At 63.0% G+C, this 17599-nt stretch carries 19 protein-coding genes; 14 read left to right on the top strand and 5 right to left on the bottom strand.

Annotation, left to right across the window (positions count from 1 at the left end; all coding sequences use genetic code 11):
• Window positions 1–153 precede the first annotated feature (153 nt).
• From ispF to rpoS, 6 genes are all read left to right on the top strand, one after another.
• Window positions 154–627 carry a 2-C-methyl-D-erythritol 2,4-cyclodiphosphate synthase gene (ispF, locus tag CAG22_RS09390; RefSeq protein WP_015269207.1) on the top strand — a complete coding sequence of 158 codons (474 nt, stop codon included), beginning with the start codon at window positions 154–156 and terminating at the stop codon, window positions 625–627.
• Complete coding sequence (truD, locus tag CAG22_RS09395) at window positions 624–1682, top strand: tRNA pseudouridine(13) synthase TruD (protein ID WP_085593278.1); 1059 nt, start codon at window positions 624–626, stop codon at window positions 1680–1682. Before ispF ends, truD begins: the two co-directional genes overlap by 4 nt.
• Window positions 1670–2419 (top strand): 5'/3'-nucleotidase SurE, encoded by a 750-nt coding sequence (gene surE / locus CAG22_RS09400; protein WP_025337991.1) that lies wholly within the window; start codon window positions 1670–1672, stop codon window positions 2417–2419. Before truD ends, surE begins: the two co-directional genes overlap by 13 nt.
• Before the next feature lie 35 nt (window positions 2420–2454).
• On the top strand, window positions 2455–3093 hold the full coding sequence (locus tag CAG22_RS09405; RefSeq protein WP_015269209.1) for a protein-L-isoaspartate(D-aspartate) O-methyltransferase: 639 nt from the start codon (window positions 2455–2457) through the stop codon (window positions 3091–3093).
• Window positions 3094–3313: 220 nt separating this feature from the next.
• Complete coding sequence (locus CAG22_RS09410; RefSeq protein ID WP_084785063.1) at window positions 3314–4171, top strand: peptidoglycan DD-metalloendopeptidase family protein; 858 nt, start codon at window positions 3314–3316, stop codon at window positions 4169–4171.
• Window positions 4172–4279: 108 nt separating this feature from the next.
• On the top strand, window positions 4280–5287 hold the full coding sequence (gene rpoS / locus CAG22_RS09415) for an RNA polymerase sigma factor RpoS (RefSeq protein ID WP_013971277.1): 1008 nt from the start codon (window positions 4280–4282) through the stop codon (window positions 5285–5287).
• 618 nt (window positions 5288–5905) lie between these two features.
• Here the strand turns inward: rpoS and fdxA are convergent.
• Window positions 5906–6229, bottom strand: a complete 324-nt coding sequence (gene fdxA / locus CAG22_RS09420; protein WP_004375459.1) for a ferredoxin FdxA — start codon at window positions 6227–6229, stop codon at window positions 5906–5908.
• A gap of 140 nt (window positions 6230–6369) precedes the next feature.
• On the bottom strand, window positions 6370–8943 hold the full coding sequence (gene mutS, locus CAG22_RS09425; RefSeq protein ID WP_166674221.1) for a DNA mismatch repair protein MutS: 2574 nt from the start codon (window positions 8941–8943) through the stop codon (window positions 6370–6372).
• 272 nt (window positions 8944–9215) lie between these two features.
• Here mutS and CAG22_RS09430 point away from each other — a divergent pair, with 272 nt between their 5' ends.
• The 3 genes from CAG22_RS09430 to recX all read left to right on the top strand — a co-directional run bounded on the left by CAG22_RS09430 (window position 9216) and on the right by recX (window position 11361).
• Window positions 9216–9698 carry a CinA family protein gene (locus CAG22_RS09430; protein ID WP_025337995.1) on the top strand — a complete coding sequence of 161 codons (483 nt, stop codon included), beginning with the start codon at window positions 9216–9218 and terminating at the stop codon, window positions 9696–9698.
• Between the two features lie 103 nt (window positions 9699–9801).
• A complete protein-coding gene (gene recA / locus CAG22_RS09435; protein ID WP_015269214.1) occupies window positions 9802–10869 on the top strand; it encodes a recombinase RecA in 1068 nt (355 codons plus the stop codon).
• Window positions 10870–10890: 21 nt separating this feature from the next.
• The gene (recX, locus tag CAG22_RS09440) at window positions 10891–11361 is read left to right on the top strand and encodes a recombination regulator RecX (protein ID WP_085619270.1); all 471 of its coding nucleotides are present in this window, start codon (window positions 10891–10893) and stop codon (window positions 11359–11361) included.
• Between the two features lie 229 nt (window positions 11362–11590).
• Here recX and CAG22_RS09445 read toward each other — a convergent pair whose 3' ends face one another.
• Window positions 11591–12709 (bottom strand): LOG family protein, encoded by a 1119-nt coding sequence (locus CAG22_RS09445; RefSeq protein ID WP_025337997.1) that lies wholly within the window; start codon window positions 12707–12709, stop codon window positions 11591–11593.
• A 162-nt stretch (window positions 12710–12871) separates the two neighbouring features.
• On the opposite strand from CAG22_RS09445, the gene CAG22_RS09450 reads away from it, so the two are divergent.
• On the top strand, window positions 12872–13081 hold the full coding sequence (locus CAG22_RS09450; protein WP_025337998.1) for a hypothetical protein: 210 nt from the start codon (window positions 12872–12874) through the stop codon (window positions 13079–13081).
• Between the two features lie 15 nt (window positions 13082–13096).
• On the opposite strand, the gene CAG22_RS09455 is transcribed toward CAG22_RS09450, so the two are convergent.
• The gene (locus tag CAG22_RS09455) at window positions 13097–13516 is read right to left on the bottom strand and encodes a quorum-sensing-regulated virulence factor family protein (RefSeq protein WP_075043996.1); all 420 of its coding nucleotides are present in this window, start codon (window positions 13514–13516) and stop codon (window positions 13097–13099) included.
• A 360-nt stretch (window positions 13517–13876) separates the two neighbouring features.
• Here CAG22_RS09455 and CAG22_RS09460 point away from each other — a divergent pair, with 360 nt between their 5' ends.
• From CAG22_RS09460 to CAG22_RS09470, 3 genes are all read left to right on the top strand, one after another.
• Window positions 13877–14587 (top strand): tRNA-uridine aminocarboxypropyltransferase, encoded by a 711-nt coding sequence (locus CAG22_RS09460; RefSeq protein WP_075043997.1) that lies wholly within the window; start codon window positions 13877–13879, stop codon window positions 14585–14587.
• A gap of 78 nt (window positions 14588–14665) precedes the next feature.
• Window positions 14666–15316, top strand: coding sequence for a response regulator transcription factor ErdR (gene erdR, locus CAG22_RS09465; protein WP_025338000.1), 651 nt, complete (start codon window positions 14666–14668; stop codon window positions 15314–15316).
• A 73-nt stretch (window positions 15317–15389) separates the two neighbouring features.
• Window positions 15390–15755: a diacylglycerol kinase gene (locus tag CAG22_RS09470; RefSeq protein ID WP_015269218.1), complete on the top strand. Its 366-nt coding sequence runs from the start codon at window positions 15390–15392 to the stop codon at window positions 15753–15755.
• On the opposite strand, the gene finR is transcribed toward CAG22_RS09470, so the two are convergent.
• Entirely contained in the window at window positions 15752–16678 is a 927-nt protein-coding gene (gene finR / locus CAG22_RS09475; protein WP_004375481.1) for a LysR family transcriptional regulator FinR, read from the bottom strand. The genes CAG22_RS09470 and finR overlap by 4 nt on opposite strands.
• A gap of 121 nt (window positions 16679–16799) precedes the next feature.
• On the opposite strand from finR, the gene fpr reads away from it, so the two are divergent.
• Window positions 16800–17579 (top strand): ferredoxin-NADP reductase, encoded by a 780-nt coding sequence (gene fpr, locus CAG22_RS09480; protein ID WP_004375483.1) that lies wholly within the window; start codon window positions 16800–16802, stop codon window positions 17577–17579.
• Window positions 17580–17599 lie beyond the last annotated feature (20 nt).

Consider the following 17599-nt stretch of genomic DNA (forward strand, 5'->3'; position numbering starts at 1 on the left):
CATCGCTGGCAAGCCAGCTCCCACCTCGACCGCATGGGCCTCGGGCCTGTGCCGTACCTGTGGGAGCTGGCTTGCCGGCGATGGGCTGCGAAGCAGCCCCAATGCCTCAAAAGCAGGTAGAATCACGCCCTGACTCATTCAGGGCGTTTTTCTATGCGTATTGGCCACGGCTACGATGTGCACCGTTTCTGCGACGGTGATTTCATTACCCTGGGCGGGGTGCGTATCCCCCACAAATACGGCCTCCTGGCCCACTCCGATGGCGACGTGCTGCTGCACGCCCTGAGCGATGCCTTGCTTGGCGCGGCGGCGCTGGGTGACATCGGCAAACACTTCCCCGACACCGATCCGCAGTTCAAGGGCGCCGACAGCCGGGTGTTGCTGCGCCATGTGGTCGGCATCGTCCAGGCCAAGGGCTGGAAGGTCGGCAACATCGACGCCACCATCGTCGCCCAGGCGCCGAAGATGGCCCCGCACATCGAGACCATGCGCAAGCTGATCGCCGAAGACCTGCAGGTCGAACTCGACCAGGTCAACGTCAAGGCTACCACCACCGAGAAGCTCGGCTTCACCGGCCGCGAGGAGGGCATCGCCGTGCATTCGGTAGCCCTGCTGCTGCCAGCATGACCGAACTGGAACTGTTGGGCCCGCGCGCATCGGGCGAACCACTGGGTACCGCTGTCCTCAAGGCGGTGGCCGAGGATTTCCAGGTCGACGAAGTGCTGGACATCCCCCTCTCGGGCCAGGGCGAACACCTGTGGCTGTGGGTCGAGAAGCGTGACCTGAACACCGAAGAGGCGGCCCGCCGCCTGGCCCGTGCCGCTGGGGTGCCGGTGCGCACGATCAGCTACGCCGGTCTCAAGGACCGCCAGGCCCTGACCCGCCAGTGGTTCAGCCTGCACCTGCCAGGCAAGGCCGACCCGGACCTGTCGCGTGCCGAGGATGCCAGCCTGCGTGTGCTCAAGCAGGTTCGCCACCAGCGCAAGCTGCAGCGCGGTGCGCATTCGGCCAACGGCTTCACGCTGCGCCTGACTGCCCTGGCTGCCGATCACCAGGCGGTGGATGCGCGCCTGGAACAGCTCAAGCAACACGGTGTGCCGAATTATTTCGGCACCCAGCGCTTCGGCCACGGTGGCGGCAACGTTCACGACGCTCTCGATTGGGCCGCACGCAAGGCCCTGCCTGAACAGCGCAACGTGCGTTCGCGGTTGCTCTCGGCCGGACGCAGCTACCTGTTCAACCAGGTGCTGGCAGCCCGTGTTGCCGACGGCAGCTGGGCGCGTGCGCAGGTGGGCGACCTGTTGGCGTTCACCACGAGTCGTAGCTTCTTTCCTGCTGGGGAGTCGGAATGTTCCGATCCTCGGCTGGCGATCCTTGACCTGCATCCGACCGGCCCGCTGTGGGGGGCAGGCGATTCGCCGGCAACGGGGAGTACTGCGCAACAAGAGGATGCGATCGCCGCACGGCAGCCGGCACTTTGCCAGTGGCTGGCCTTGGCGGGCATGGATCACGAACGACGCATTCTGCGGCTCCCTATTGGCGGTCTTACGTGGCATTATCCGGAGCCTGATATCCTGCAACTGGAATTCGTCCTTCCGGCCGGATGCTTCGCCACCGTGGTGGTGCGCGAAGTCGTGGATCTGGTGTCGGCGGGGCAGACGGACAGCTCATGCGTATTCTGATTTCGAACGACGACGGTGTTACCGCACCCGGCATCGCCGCGCTGCACGCTGCGCTGGCGGATTACGCCGAGTGCGTGGTTATTGCCCCGGATCAAGACAAGAGCGGCGCCAGCAGTTCGCTGACGCTGGACCGGCCACTGCATCCGCAGACCTTGGCCAATGGCTTCATCAGCCTCAACGGCACGCCGACCGACTGCGTGCACCTGGGGCTCAATGGGCTGTTGCCACAGGCGCCGGACATGGTCGTGTCGGGGATCAACCTCGGTGCCAACCTGGGCGACGACGTGCTCTATTCGGGCACGGTCGCGGCCGCGTTGGAAGGTCGTTTCCTTGGCGGTACCTCGCTGGCGTTTTCGCTGTTGTCGCGCCAGCCGGACAACCTGCCAACCGCGGCCCATATCGCCCGCCGCCTGGTCGAGGCGCAGTCGCGCCTGGCCTTGCCGCCGCGCACCGTGCTCAACGTCAACATCCCCAACCTGCCGCTGGAGCACATTCGTGGCATCCAGCTCACCCGCCTCGGTCACCGGGCGCGGGCGGCGGCGCCGACCAAGGTGGTCAACCCGCGCGGCAAGGAAGGCTACTGGATCGCCGTGGCCGGGGATGCCGAGGACGGTGGCCCGGGTACCGACTTCCACGCGGTGATGCAAGGCTATGTATCGATCACTCCGCTGCAGCTCGACCGCACCTTCAGTGATGCCTTCGAGCAGCTCGACGGTTGGCTGGAGGGCCTGCTCTGATGCGCGAGGACGATATGCTGCGGCGTGGCATCGGCATGACCTCCCAGCGTACCCGGGAGCGGCTGATCCAGCGCCTGTGCGAGGAGGGCGTTTCGAACACCAAGGTGCTCGACGTGATCCGTCGTACCCCGCGCCACCTGTTCGTCGACGAGGCGCTGGCGCATCGCGCCTACGAAGACACCGCGCTGCCGATCGGCCACAACCAGACCATCTCGCAACCGTTCATGGTTGCCCACATGAGCGAGCTGCTGCTCGAGGCCGGGCCGCTGGACAAGGTGCTGGAGATCGGTACCGGCTCGGGCTACCAGACGGCAATCCTGGCTCAGTTGGTCGAGCGTGTGTTCTCGGTGGAACGCATCAAGGTGTTGCAGGACCGGGCCAAGGAGCGCCTGGTGGAACTGAACCTGCGCAACGTGGTGTTCCGCTGGGGCGACGGTTGCGAAGGCTGGCCGGCGCTGGCGCCGTACAACGGCATCATCGTCACCGCCGTGGCGCCGGAAGTGCCGCAGGCATTGCTCGACCAGCTGGCGCCCGGTGGCCGTATGGTGATCCCGGTGGGGCCAGCCGGCGAAACCCAGCAGCTGATGCTGATCGTGCGCGAGGAGCATGGATTCTCCCGCCGCGTGCTGGGGGCAGTGCGCTTCGTACCGCTGCTCAACGGCCCGCTGGCCTGAACACTGCTGGTTCGAGCCGCGCGATATTTTTGCGCCAGCACCGAATTCTTGCAGCAACGCCCTGTCTATCTGGCGGGGTGAAGCGCTAGCGCACAGCGTGTGCCATGGCTTTGCAGCAGTCTTTCACCAACCCTGCCAATGCGGGCGGGCTTGGTTATAATTGCAATAATATTGCATTTCTTGTCTTCATATCGTTTTCGGCACCATGAGGGGAGCGCGGGTGGGTCACACAGTCATTCGGCAGCGCAAGGACGGGTCGGGTTTCACGCTTCTGGTGATTGCACTGGCCATGGGCACGCTACTGGTGGGTTGCTCGAGCACCAGCAGCAACAGCGCGCGGGTGGTCGACCGCAATAACACCGTGCCCAAGCGCCCGGCGGTAACCACCGGGCAGTACATCGTCAAGCCTGGCGATACGCTGTTCTCCATCGCCTTCCGTTATGGCTGGGACTACAAGGAACTGGCTGCGCGCAACGGCATCGCGGCGCCTTACACCATTCGCCCGGGGCAAGCGATTCGTTTCAGCAGCGGCTCTACGGGCAGCACCACGGTGGTGTCCAGCCCGTCGTCGTCGAGCAAGACCACGGTCATCCGGCGGCCTGTGGGAAGTACCAGCACACCGCCTGCCAGCACCAGCAAACCGGCCACGCCGGCAGCCTCCAGCAGCGCCCCGGTGGTCGCCACGGTGCCTGCCGCGGAGCGCGCGGTAGGCGGCTGGACCTGGCCTGCCAATGGCGTGCTGATTGGAAAATTCGCTTCAAACGGTAGTTTGAATAAAGGCATTGATATCGCCGGTGATTTGGGACAGCCTGTTTTTGCTGCGTCTGATGGTGCAGTGGTGTATGCCGGGAGTGGCTTGAGGGGCTACGGCGAACTGATCATCATCAAGCACAGCGATACCTACGTCAGTGCCTACGGCCATAACCGCAGGCTGTTGGTTCGGGAGGGGCAGCAGGTCAAGGCAGGGCAGTCGATTGCTGAAATGGGGTCCACGGGCACAGATCGGGTGAAGCTGCATTTCGAGATTCGCCGCCAGGGCAAACCCGTCGATCCGCTCCAGTTCCTGCCACGTCGTTGACCGTTGTACCCGGCCTGTTCCTGTGATGTAGAGGGGACAGGCTCCAGCGCTGCCAGGGAGATAGGTGCCGCTCGAGTCTGAGTTCGAACTCAGCAAAGGACTATAACAATGGCTCTCAGTAAAGAAGTGCCGGAGTTTGACATCGACGATGACCTGCTTCTGATGGAGACGGGTATCGTTTTGGAAACGGATGTGGTGTCAGACGAACCTGCTGTATCTTCGGTTCGGACGAGGGCCAAGTCGGGCTCTTCGCTCAAGCAACACAAGTATATCGATTACAGCCGGGCGCTCGATGCCACCCAGTTGTATCTCAACGAGATCGGATTCTCGCCTCTGCTTTCGCCGGAAGAGGAAGTGCATTTTGCGCGCCTGTCGCAAAAGGGCGACCCTGCCGGCCGCAAGCGCATGATCGAAAGCAACCTGCGCCTGGTTGTAAAAATTGCCCGTCGTTACGTGAACCGCGGCCTGTCGCTGCTCGACCTGATCGAGGAGGGCAACCTGGGGCTGATCCGTGCCGTCGAGAAGTTCGACCCGGAGCGTGGTTTCCGGTTCTCGACCTATGCGACCTGGTGGATTCGCCAGACCATAGAGCGGGCGATCATGAACCAGACCCGCACCATTCGCCTGCCGATCCACGTGGTCAAGGAACTGAACGTCTACCTGCGCGCTGCGCGCGAGCTGACCCAGAAACTGGACCACGAACCCTCGCCAGAAGAAATCGCCACGCTGCTGGAGAAACCGGTCGCCGAGGTCAAGCGCATGCTGGGCCTGAACGAGCGGGTGTCTTCGGTGGACGTGTCGCTCGGCCCGGACTCAGACAAGACCCTGCTCGATACCCTGACCGACGACCGCCCGACCGACCCGTGCGAACTGCTGCAGGATGACGATCTGTCGCAGAGCATCGACCAATGGCTGGGCGAGTTGACCGACAAGCAGCGTGAAGTGGTGGTGCGCCGCTTTGGCCTGCGCGGGCATGAAAGCAGTACGCTGGAAGATGTCGGCCTGGAGATTGGCCTGACCCGTGAGCGGGTGCGGCAGATCCAGGTCGAGGGGCTCAAGCGTTTGCGTGAGATCCTCGAGAAGAACGGCCTGTCCAGTGAGTCGTTGTTCCAGTAGCGGAAGCCTGCAATACAAAGCGCCCCGATGATTTCGGGGCGTTTTTGTATGTTTCGATCAGAGGTGCCCATTCAGAATTGCCGGGGGCGCTTTGCGCCCCTTTCGCGACACAAGGCCGCTCCCACAGGTATTTCATCGCCTTTGGATGCACCACTATCCTGTGGGAGCGGCCTTGTGTCGCGAAAGGGCTGCAAAGCAGCCCCAAGACATTATGTACTGCGCTACCCCAGTAACATCGCGTGTAAGCCTTTGCTTACTTGTTTTGTAAGCCTTCTATGTACGCTTCAGTAAATCATTGTCGTATCCAGATCCTGCGTTTTCCCAACTCATTGAAAAACCTGGCTTATTCAGCTGTGAGGAAATGTGTCACCTGCAACACCCTGTGAGGTTTAGCGGTTGCCCGCCCGGCTCAAGTCGCTAGTATTCGAACTGTGCACAGGGACATGCACAGGCTTTCAGGAGGAAAGCCAGGGACGTCGCAAGAGGCGATTTCATCAGGATGATGTTTGGGACAAGCAGGGACTACGGAAAAAATGTGGGCGGGTCAAACCGCCCCTTTTTTTTGCCCGCAGAAAACAAAAAAAGGCCCCAAGGGGCCTTTTTCGTGTCCGGACGCTATCAGCGCTCCAGGTCTGCAATCTTGCCAGTCTTGCCATCCCACTCTTCAGCGTCCGGCAGGGCGTCCTTACGCTCGGTGATGTTCGGCCAGATTTCCGCCAGTTCGGCGTTCAGCTCGATGAAGTTCTCCATGCCCGCAGGCACTTCGTCTTCCGAGAAGATGGCTTGCGCTGGGCATTCCGGCTCGCACAGGGCGCAGTCGATGCACTCGTCCGGGTGGATGACCAGGAAGTTCGGGCCTTCGTAGAAGCAGTCCACCGGGCAGACTTCCACGCAGTCGGTGTATTTGCATTTGATGCAGTTGTCGGTGACGACGAAGGTCATTTCTAATTCTCTCCTCAGGCGACGGCGGCGGCCCTTCCTCTCAGGGCCGCGCGGTTTGCGGGCATGTGGCTGCAGGCCAGGCTAATAACCTGCAGCACCAGCAAACCGCGGCGGATTCTACCAGCTTGTAGTGGGCGCCGTTATAACAGGTTCTTTAGTTGATATAGCATTTCGATAGCTTGACGCGGGGTCATGTCGTCCAGCTGCAGCTTGCCCAGCTTCTCGATGGCCGGGTGTGGCAGGCTGGCGAACAGGTCGCTCTGGTGCGGGACCTGTGGCACGTCCTTGGCCTTTTGGGCCGGGGGCTGTTCATGCGCCAGGCTGGTGGTTTCCAGCCTTGCCAGGTGTTCACGGGCACGCTGGATGACGGCCGTCGGCACGCCGGCCAGCTGCGCCACGGCCAGGCCGTAGCTCTGGCTGGCAGGGCCAGGCAGCACGTGGTGCAGGAACACGATGCGTTCGTTGTGCTCGGTGGCGTTCAGGTGCACGTTGGCCACCAGCGGCTCGCTTTCCGGCAGCACGGTGAGCTCGAAGTAGTGCGTGGCGAACAGCGTGTAGGCACGCAGCTGGGCCAGGCGCTCGGCGGCGGCCCAGGCCAGCGACAGGCCGTCGAAGGTACTGGTGCCACGGCCCACTTCGTCCATCAGCACCAGGCTGCGGTCGGTGGCGTTGTGCAGGATGTTGGCGGTTTCGCTCATCTCGACCATGAAGGTCGAGCGGCCGCCGGCCAGGTCGTCGCTGGAGCCGATGCGGGTGAAGATGCGGTCGACCAGCGACAGCTCGCAGCTGGCTGCCGGCACGAAGCTGCCGATATGCGCCAGCAGCACGATCAGGGCGGTCTGGCGCATGTAGGTGGACTTACCGCCCATGTTCGGGCCGGTGATGATCAGCATGCGTGTGCTGTTGTCCAGGCCCAGGTCGTTGGCCACGAACGGCGTGGTCAATACCTGTTCCACCACAGGGTGGCGGCCCTGCTCGATGCGCAGGCACGGCTCGTCGACGAAGCGCGGGCAGTTCAGGTCCAGGTTCAGTGCACGTTCGGCCAGGTTGCTGAGCACGTCCAGTTCGGCCAGGGCGGCGGCGCTGTCCTGCAGCGGTGCCAGGTGGCTGATCAAGGTTTCCAGCAGGGCGTCGTAGAGCATCTTTTCGCGGGCCAGGGCGCGGCTCTTGGCCGACAGGGCCTTGTCCTCGAACGCCTTCAGCTCCGGGGTGATGAAGCGCTCGGCGCCTTTCAGGGTCTGGCGGCGGATGTAGTCGCCCGGGGCCTGCTCGGCCTGCTTGGTCGGCAGCTCGATGAAGTAGCCATGCACCCGGTTGTAGCCGACCTTGAGGTTGGCCAGGCCGGTGCGGGCCTTTTCCCGGGCTTCCAGGTCGATCAGGAACTGGCCGGCGTTCTCGCTGATCGCCAGCAGCTCGTCCAGTTCGTTGTCATAACCGGCCTTGAGCACGCCGCCATCGCGGATCACCGCCGGCGGGTTGTCGATGATCGCCCGCTCCAGCAGGCTGGCCAGTTCGGGGTAGGTGCCGGTAATGGCGGCCAGGCGTGCCAGGTGCGGCGCCTCAAGCTCGGCCATGGCGTTCTGCAGCTCGGGCAGCGCGCCCAGGGCATCGCGCAGGCGAGCCAGGTCGCGTGGGCGGGCGTTGCGCAGGCCGATACGGGCGAGAATCCGCTCGATATCGCCGATTTCCTTGAGCTGCGGCTGCAGCTTCTCGAAGCGGTAGCCGTCGAGCAGGCAGCGGATCGAATCCTGGCGTGCCTGCAGCACCTTGAGGTCGCGCAACGGGCGGTTCAACCAGCGGCTCAGCAATCGGCTGGCCATGGCGGTCTGGCAGCGGTCGATCACCGACTGCAGGGTGTTGTCACGGCCGCCGGCCAGGTTGATGTCCAGCTCCAGGTTGCGGCGGCTGGCGCCGTCGAGGATGACCGTGTCGTCCAGGCGTTCGTGGCGCAGGCTGCGCAGGTGCGGCAGGGCGGTGCGCTGGGTTTCCTTGGCATAGATCAGCAGGCAACCGGCGGCGCCGATGGCCAGGGTCAGCTTGTCGCAGCCAAAGCCCTTGAGGTCCTTGGTCGCGAACTGCTGGCACAGGGCCTTGCGCGCCGAGTCGCGGTCGAAGTCCCATGGCGCACGGCGACGGGCGCCCGGGCGTTTCTCTGCAGGCAAGTCTCGCGGCCAGTCGTCGGGGATCAGCAGCTCGACCGGGTTCAGGCGCTCGAGCTCGGCCAGCAGGTTTTCCCAGCCCTTGATCTCCTGCACGCTGAAGTTGCCACTGGTGATGTCCAGTACGGCCAGGCCGAACAGGCGCTCGTCACCGAGCAGCGCGGCAATCAGGTTGTCGCGACGCTCGTCGAGCAGGGCTTCGTCACTGACCGTACCCGGGGTGATGATGCGCACCACCTGGCGTTCCACCGGGCCCTTGCTGGTGGCGGGGTCGCCAATCTGCTCGCAGATCACCACCGATTCGCCGAGCTTGACCAGCTTGGCCAGGTAGCCTTCCAGCGAATGGAACGGAATCCCGCACATGGGGATGGACTGGCCGGCCGACTGACCGCGCGCGGTCAGGGTGATGTCCAGCAGTTTTGCGGCTTTTTTCGCATCTTCGTAGAAGATCTCGTAGAAGTCGCCCATGCGGTAGAACATCAGCTGGTCCGGGTGCTGGTTCTTCAGCTTCCAGTACTGCTGCATCATCGGGGTGTGTGCGGAGAAATCGGAAATTGCTTTATTCATCAAGGGCTTAGAAAGTAGGTCTCAATATTTGTGGGGCAAATTGGGGCGTTCTGTGTTGCATGCGCGACGCCGAGACCCACCGGATTTTCAAGCCGCATAGGTTAACACGGCTACCCGGCAGGCTGTACCTGCGATATTCCGCCCGGCGCCGCTGCCGTGGCCGGTAGCGGCCTGGAACAAGTGATGTGCGAGACCGAAGCGGGCGCCCATCCCACCTCACCAAGATGCTAGGGTAGAAGCCTGCCTCCAAGGAGCCCGACATGGACCCGATCACCACACTTGCCACCCGCCTGGGTGAACACCTGCGCCGCTTCAACGCGCAGGTGACCACCGCCGAATCCTGCACCGGTGGCGGCATCGCCGAGGCCATCACCCGCGTGCCCGGCAGCTCGGCCTGGTTCGAGGCTGGGTACGTGACCTATTCCAACACCCAGAAAACCCGTCAACTGGGAGTGCCCGCGGCGTTGTTCGGCCAGGTTGGCGCGGTCAGCCAGGAAGTGGTCGAAGCGATGGTCCGCGGCGCCCAGGCCGCCAGCGGCGCGCGCTTTGCCGTGGCGGTGAGCGGCGTGGCCGGGCCGGACGGTGGTTCGCCGGCCAAACCGGTGGGCACCGTGTGGCTGGCCTGGGGCGACGGCAACCATGTGTTCAGCGAGCGGCGCCAGTTTGACGGCGACCGCGAGGCGGTGCGCCGACAGACGGTGATCGCCGCGTTAGACGGCTTGTTACAGCTTGGTGCCGAGTAAATCGACGACAGGGGTTTGCGCGGGCGCTTGCCTGTGGAATAATACTGGCTACTTATACAGGTATTCCGGCCGTCAGGGCCAAGTCGAACACGTGAGGATTTCAATGGACGACAACAAGAAGCGCGCCTTGGCTGCGGCCCTGGGTCAGATCGAACGCCAATTCGGCAAGGGCGCCGTCATGCGCATGGGCGACCACGAGCGCCAGGCTATCCCTGCCATCTCCACCGGCTCACTGGGCCTGGACATTGCCCTGGGCATCGGCGGCCTGCCAAAAGGCCGTATCGTCGAGATCTACGGCCCGGAATCGTCGGGTAAGACCACGCTGACCCTGTCGGTCATCGCCGAAGCCCAGAAAAACGGCGCCACCTGCGCCTTCGTCGATGCCGAACACGCCCTCGACCCCGAGTACGCCGGCAAGCTGGGCGTCAACGTCGACGACCTGCTGGTTTCGCAGCCTGACACCGGCGAACAGGCCCTGGAAATCACCGACATGCTGGTGCGTTCCAACGCTGTTGACGTGATCATCGTCGACTCCGTGGCTGCTCTGGTACCGAAGGCCGAGATCGAAGGCGAGATGGGCGACATGCACGTGGGCCTGCAGGCGCGCCTGATGTCCCAGGCGCTGCGCAAGATCACCGGTAACATCAAGAACGCCAACTGCCTGGTCATCTTCATCAACCAGATCCGTATGAAGATTGGCGTGATGTTCGGCAGCCCGGAAACCACCACCGGTGGTAACGCCCTGAAGTTCTACGCCTCGGTGCGTCTGGATATCCGCCGTACCGGCGCGGTCAAGGAAGGCGACGAGGTGGTCGGTAGCGAAACCCGCGTCAAGATCGTCAAGAACAAGGTTTCGCCGCCATTCCGTCAGGCCGAGTTCCAGATCCTCTACGGCAAGGGTATCTACCGTAACGGCGAGATCATTGACCTGGGTGTTTCCCAAGGCCTGGTCGAGAAGTCCGGTGCCTGGTACGCCTACCAGGGCAACAAGATCGGTCAAGGCAAGGCAAACGCTGCCAAGTACCTGGCTGAGAACCCGGCTATTGGTGCCGAGATCGAGAAGCAGATTCGCGAGAAGCTGCTGACCTCTGGTGCTGTTGCGGCTGCTGGTAAGGCTGCTGCTGCCGAAGCCGATGCCGATGACATGGCCGACGCTGACGCCGGTTATTGATTGCGCGGTAGATAGCCGAACATGTCCGCCGTACTCGACACCCCCGTCGCCATTCGGCGGACAGCCATGGACCTGCTCGCGCGACGTGAGCATGGTCGCGTCGAGCTGACGCGCAAGTTGCGTCAGCGCGGCGCTTCGGACGAGCTGATCGAGCCTGAACTCGACCGGCTCGCCGAAGAAGGGCTGCTTAGCGAAGCCCGTTACCTCGAAAGTTTCATCCGATACCGTTCCAGCTCCGGCTACGGCCCTGCGCGTATTCGCGAAGAGCTAGGCCAGCGCGGTTTGGCGCGTGCTGATATCGAGCAGGCGCTACGCGAGAGCGAGGTGGACTGGGGCGAGCGCATGCGTGACGTATGGCAGCGCAAGTTTGCTGGTCAGCGCCCGCAAGATCCCCGCAGCCGTGCCCAGCAGACCCGGTTTCTGGCTTACCGGGGTTTCCCCATGGACATGATCGGCCGCCTGCTCAGTGGGCGGGATATCGACGACTACTGAGGACTGGGGCCGCTTTGCGGCCCTTCGCGGGCTTGCCCGCTCCCACAGGTTTGGTGCAAGGTTCAGAAAATGCGCGGTCCCTGTGGGAGCGGGCAAGCCCGCGAAGGGCTGCAAAACAGCCCCAATCCAGCCGGCAAACGTTATCTGACCGGCATTAGAGTTTACCCGCGAGTACCGGCAACGCCGCTCCCACAGGTTGCGCGGCGCGCTTTGGAAACTTGTTCGACAATCAACTGACCTTCAACGCCTCCCTGGCCCGCTGCGTGGTATGCATGGGCTGCGGCTTGGCCCAGTTCTCCGGCAGGTTGATGAAGTCCACCAGCTCGCGCAGCCTGCCCTGGTCCCGGCCATTGAAGGCAAATGACAAACGGGTCAGGTGGCTGAAGTTGCCCACTTCGTGCTCGGCACTGCTGTCAGGTTGCTGGTGATACTTGCCACTCAGGCGCAAGTCGGCAAAGCCTTCCTGGATGTCATACAGCGCCGCCTCGCTGAGCGGGTGATGCATGCGTATCACGAACTGGCTCTTCAGCCAGCGGCTGGAGTGGTAGTTGCTGTAGAACTGGTTGATTTCTTCCACTGCCTCGTCAGCGCTGTGCACCAGGCGCAGCAGTTTCAGGTCGCTGGGCAGGATGTAGCGGTTTTCCTCCAGTTGGCGGCTGATGAAGTCCAGGCAGTCGCGCCAGAAGCTGCCACCTGGCGAATCCAGCAGCACCACCGGTACCAGCGGGCTCTTGCCGGTCTGGATCAGGGTCAGCACCTCCAGTGCTTCATCCAAAGTGCCGAAACCACCCGGGCACAGCACTAGGGCATCGGCCTCCTTGACGAAGAACAGCTTGCGGATGAAGAAGAAGTGGAACGGCAGCAGCTTGTCGGTGCCGTCCACCGTGGGGTTGGCGTGTTGTTCGAAGGGCAGGGTGATGTTGAACCCCAGGCTGTGGTCGCTGCCGGCGCCTTCGTGGGCAGCTGCCATGATGCCGCCGCCAGCACCGGTGATGACCATCAGGTCGGAGCGCGCCAGGGTTGCGCCCAGCTCGCGGGCCAGGGCGTACATGGGGTGCTCCAGCGGAGTGCGCGCCGAGCCGAACACGGTCACCTTGCGCCGGCCCTTGTAGCGTTCCAGGGTGCGGAACGAATGGTCCAGTTCGCGCAGGGCTTGCAGGGTGATCTTGGCGCTCCAGCGGTCGGTGTCGTCATGGGCCATGCGCAGGATGGTCAGCATCATGTCGCGGTACAGCGGCAGGTTGGGGCTGTTCGGTGCCACCAGTTGCAGTTGTGCGTCGATGTTGCTCAGGTCGATGTTGTTGTCGCGGAAGTGGCTGAACAGCAGTTCACTCGATTGGTAAGGCATGCAACGTCTCCTTCTGCACCAATACCTCTGACCTCAATCTAGACCCTTGCGCTCAATTGTGCCGGGGGTGTTCGGCACAGCCGCCCGTCGGCATGCAGCCACGGGGGATGCGGGTTTGGTTAACTGGGTAAAGCGAAACGTGTCGATGCAGGAGGTGGCGGTATGCATCGCTTGATCATCGAAGTGGACCGGCAGCTTTACCAGCAGCTGGAGAATGCGGCCCAGGTGCATCACCTGAGCCTGGAAGCCGAGTGCCGGCGCAGGCTGTCGGGGCTGGAATGCCAGTCACGCTACCTGCAGGCACTGCTGGCAGAGATGCGCGCCGATGCCGCTGAAGGGCGCTGGCGCGCCCGTGAAGACGAGAAGGCGTAGCGATCGGAGTGTTGGTTACTTCTTCTTGTTGCCGGCCACGCAGCTGGCATTGTCGAACGCCTGGTCCATGATCGGCTGGTTGGTCTTGTAGACCGTGAAGCGGTAGACCATGACCGCGCCTTTCGACATCAGGTTGCGGAAACCGCTGTTGCGGCAGACGCTGTCACCCAGCTGGCTACGTACCTGTTCGGGGTTGGCCTGCATGCGCTCGGCATGCTCCTGGCGCACGCTCAGGTGGTTGACCAGTGCCTTGCCTTCCACGGTGTAACCCTGGTCGAGGATGTCCTCGTTGATGGCTCGCGGGGTGCCGACACTGCTCTCTTTGGCAACCTTCTGCAGCGTGTTGTTCAGGTCGTATTCCTGCTTGGAAGCCGCCTGGGCTGCCAGGGGCAGGGCGAGCAACAGGCTCAGGGCGGGGACGATACGGCGCAGCATGAATCTCTCCTGGTTCGATGACTGGCGCTTTGACATGCGCGGGTCGACGGCGTTCCGTGAAAACCGCACGGTGGCTGCAATTGGGGCCGCAGTGCGGCCCATCGCCGGCAAGCCAGCTCCCACAGGGATTGCACATGGCCTTGTGCAATGCGGTCGAGGTGGGAGCTGGCTTGCCGGCGATGGGCTGCGCAGCAGCCCCAGAAGCGCGCAGGCGCGGCTGGGGGTACGGTAAAAACAGCGATTATAAGGATCGCGCCGCCACCTGCACAGCAATTGCCCCCTGTTCTGGTAGACTGGCGCCCTTAGTTTTTTCCGAGTCATCCTTGTGTTCATTCCCAACCTGTCCAGAGGCCTGCCGGCATGAGCCATGCGGTAGCGCGCCTGCGCGCCGAACGCCTGGCCCGCAGCAACAAGCCCTTCATCGCCCGTGGTTCGCGTGCCGAGCGCTGCCCCGATTGCCGGGTCATCGCCACTCATTGCCTGTGCGCCTGGAAGCCGCGGGTGCAGGCCGAGTCCGGCGTGTGCCTGCTGATGCATGACACCGAGCCGCTGAAGCCCACCAATACCGGCTGGCTGATCGCCGACCTGATCGAGGACACCTCGGCCTTCGGCTGGCTGCGTACTTCGGTTGACGAACGCTTGCTGGCGTTGCTGGGCGATCCGCATTGGCAGCCTTACATCGTCTTCCCCGGTGAATTCGTTGCCCAGGAGCGGGTGGTCAGCGAGGTAGTGCGCGAGCCGGGCAAGCGCCCGCTGTTCATCCTGCTGGATGCCACCTGGACCGAAGCGCGCAAGATGTTCCGCAAAAGCCCGTACCTTGACCGCTTCCCGGTGTTGAGCCTGCAGGCCGAGCAGATGTCCCGCTACCGCCTGCGCCGCTCCAAGCGCGACGATCACTTCTGCACCGCGGAAGTCGCCGCCATGTGCCTGGACCTGGCCGGCGATACCCAGGCCTCGCAGGCGCTGGACGCCTACCTGGATGTGTTCAGCCTGCATTACCTGAGCGGCAAGCGGCGCCTGCCGCTGGACGAGCAGGACGATACCCACCAGCGTTTGCATACCTTCCTATAGTCCAAGGGGCACAACCCCTGCTTTGGTTCATAATGACCCTTACCCGAGTGCCCGACACAGAACAGGATCCCCAGATCGATGGCCACTTACGAAATCCTGATTGCCGATGACCACCCGCTGTTCCGTGGCGCCTTGCGCCAGGCCGTTACCCTCGGCCTGGGCCCGGATGTACGCCTGGTTGAAGTCGCCAGCATTGCCGAACTGGAAACCCGTCTGAGCGAAAAAGCCGACTGGGACCTGGTGTTGCTGGACTTGAACATGCCGGGTGCCTACGGTTTTTCCGGGCTGGTGCTGTTGCGCGGGCAATACCCGCAGATCCCCGTGGTGATGGTATCGGCGCAGGAAGAGGCCGCAGTGGTGGTCAAGTCCCGCGAGTTTGGCGCCAGTGGCTTCATTCCCAAGTCCAGTACCCTGGAAGTGATCCAGGATGCGGTGCGCAAGGTGCTCGACGGCGAGGTCTGGTGGCCGCCGCAGGCGTTCGAAAAGGTCGATGTCTCGGCCGAGGCCAAGGCCGCCAGCGAAGGCCTTGCCAGCCTCACGCCGCAGCAGTTCCGCGTGCTGACCATGGTCTGCGAAGGCTTGCTGAACAAGCAGATCGCCTATGAGCTGAACGTGTCGGAAGCGACCATCAAGGCCCACGTGACTGCGATCTTCCGCAAGCTGGGTGTGCGTACCCGTACCCAGGCGGCGTTGTTGCTGCAACAACTTGAATCGGTTGCCAGCAGCTGAGTGCGCGTGGCTTCACGCTTTTTTGACCCGTGCCGGTCTAGTCTGCTGGCCTTTCCGTTGTGAAGTGACTCACATGACATCGCCATTCAAGGGCCAGACCGGCCTCAAACGTATCCTCAACGCCGCCGGCTATTCGCTGGACGGCCTGCGCGCCGCCTTCAAGGGCGAGGCCGCGTTCCGCCAGCTGGTGCTGCTCAACGTGCTGCTAGTCCCGATCGCCTTCTGGCTGCCGGTCAGCCGTGCGGAGCGGGCGATCATGATCGCCGTGTGCCTGTTGGGCTTGATCGTCGAACTGTTCAATTCGGCGGTGGAAGCAGCCATCGACCGCATTTCGCTGGAGCGCCACCCGCTGTCGAAAAACGCCAAGGACATGGGCAGCGCCGCGCAACTGGTGGCACTGACCATGGTGGCGCTGGTGTGGGGTGTGATCCTGCTTTAAGCGATCGGTGGCAACACGATCTCGTCACTGCGGGTGAAGCCCGCAGTGAAGTTGCGGCACAGTTCGAGAAATTCGCGCATGGCCGAGGTCTGGTACTTCTGTTTGTGCCAGATGAAGTAGAACTGGCGCATCAGGTCCAGCTCCGGGGTTTCTACCGCTACCAGGCTGCCGCGGCGGAAGGCGTCACGCAGGGCCAGGCGCGAGATGCAGCCGATGCCCAGGCCCGACTCCACCGCGCGCTTGATCGCTTCGGTGTGTTCCAGCTCCAGGCGGATGTTGAGGTTGGTGCGGTGGTGGCGCATGGCCTGGTCGAAGGTCAGGCGCGTGCCCGAGCCCTGTTCGCGCAGGATCCACGCTTCCTGGGACAAGGTCTGTACATCGGCGCGGCCCAGCTTGGCCAGCGGGTGCTGCGGCGCGCAGAACACCACCAGCTCGTCCTCGACCCAGGGCTGCACTTCCAGGTCCGGGTGGTTGCAATCGCCTTCGATCAGACCCAGATCAATTTCGTAATGCGCCACCTGTTGCACGATATGCGCAGTGTTCTGCACATGCAGCTTCACCTGGCTTTCCGGGTGCACCTGCATGAAGCTGCCGATCAGCAGGGTGGCCAGGTAGTTGCCGATGGTCAGCGTGGCGCCGACCGCCAGCGAGCCGAAACCGGACTTGCCGTTGAGCAGGTCTTCGATTTCCTTGGCCTGGTCGAGCAGGGCCACGGCCTGCGGCAACAGTTGCTGGCCCAGGGCGTTGAGGCTCAGGCGCTTGCCGGCGCGGTCGAACAGCTGGCAGCTGGACTGGCGCTCAAGCTCGGTGATCGAGGTGCTGGCGGCCGACTGCGACAGGGCCAGCACACTGGCGGCGCGCGAAACGCTCTGGTGCTGGGCCACGGCAACGAAGACTTGCAGCTGACGAAGTGTAAATCGCATATCGATATAACCGATAACACATATCTTGATAATCCAGTTAACAGATATTGTCGCTGCCCCTAAACTATCGCGCAACTGCGCGTCTTGCGCGCGCCGCGTCTTTCTTCAGGAGCCCCATTAAATGAGCAACATGAACCACGAACGTGTCCTCAGTGTGCACCACTGGAACGACACCCTGTTCAGCTTCAAGTGCACCCGCGACCCGGGCCTGCGCTTCGAGAACGGTCAGTTCGTGATGATCGGCCTGCAACAAGAAAGCGGCCGTCCGCTCATGCGCGCCTATTCCATCGCTTCGCCGAACTGGGAAGAGCACCTGGAGTTCTTCAGCATCAAGGTGCCGGACGGTCCGCTGACCTCGCAGCTGCAGCACCTGAAGGAAGGCGACGAGATCATCATCAGCAAGAAGCCTACCGGTACCCTGGTGCTCGACGACCTGAACCCGGGCAAGCACCTGTACTTGCTGAGCACCGGCACTGGCCTGGCACCGTTCATGAGTGTCATCCAGGACCCGGAAACCTACGAGCGCTTCGAGAAAGTGATCCTGGTGCACGGCGTGCGCTATGTGAACGAAGTGGCCTACCGCGAGTTCATCACCGAGCACCTGCCGCAGAACGAATTCTTCGGTGAGTCGGTTCGCGACAAGCTGATCTACTACCCGACCGTGACCCGTGAACCGTTCGAGAATCAGGGCCGCCTGACCGACCTGATGCGCAGCGGCAAGCTGTTCAGCGACATCGGCCTGCCACCGATCAACCCGCAGGACGACCGCGCGATGATCTGCGGCAGCCCGAGCATGCTCGACGAGACCAGCGAAGTGCTGGACAGCTTCGGCCTGAAGATCTCCCCGCGCATGCGCGAGCCGGGTGATTACCTGATCGAGCGTGCCTTCGTCGAGAAGTAAGGCGCAGGCTGATGCAAAGA

Origin of the sequence: Pseudomonas sp. B8(2017), assembly GCF_002113575.1 — a bacterium.
Lineage (GTDB): Bacteria > Pseudomonadota > Gammaproteobacteria > Pseudomonadales > Pseudomonadaceae > Aquipseudomonas > Aquipseudomonas putida_Z.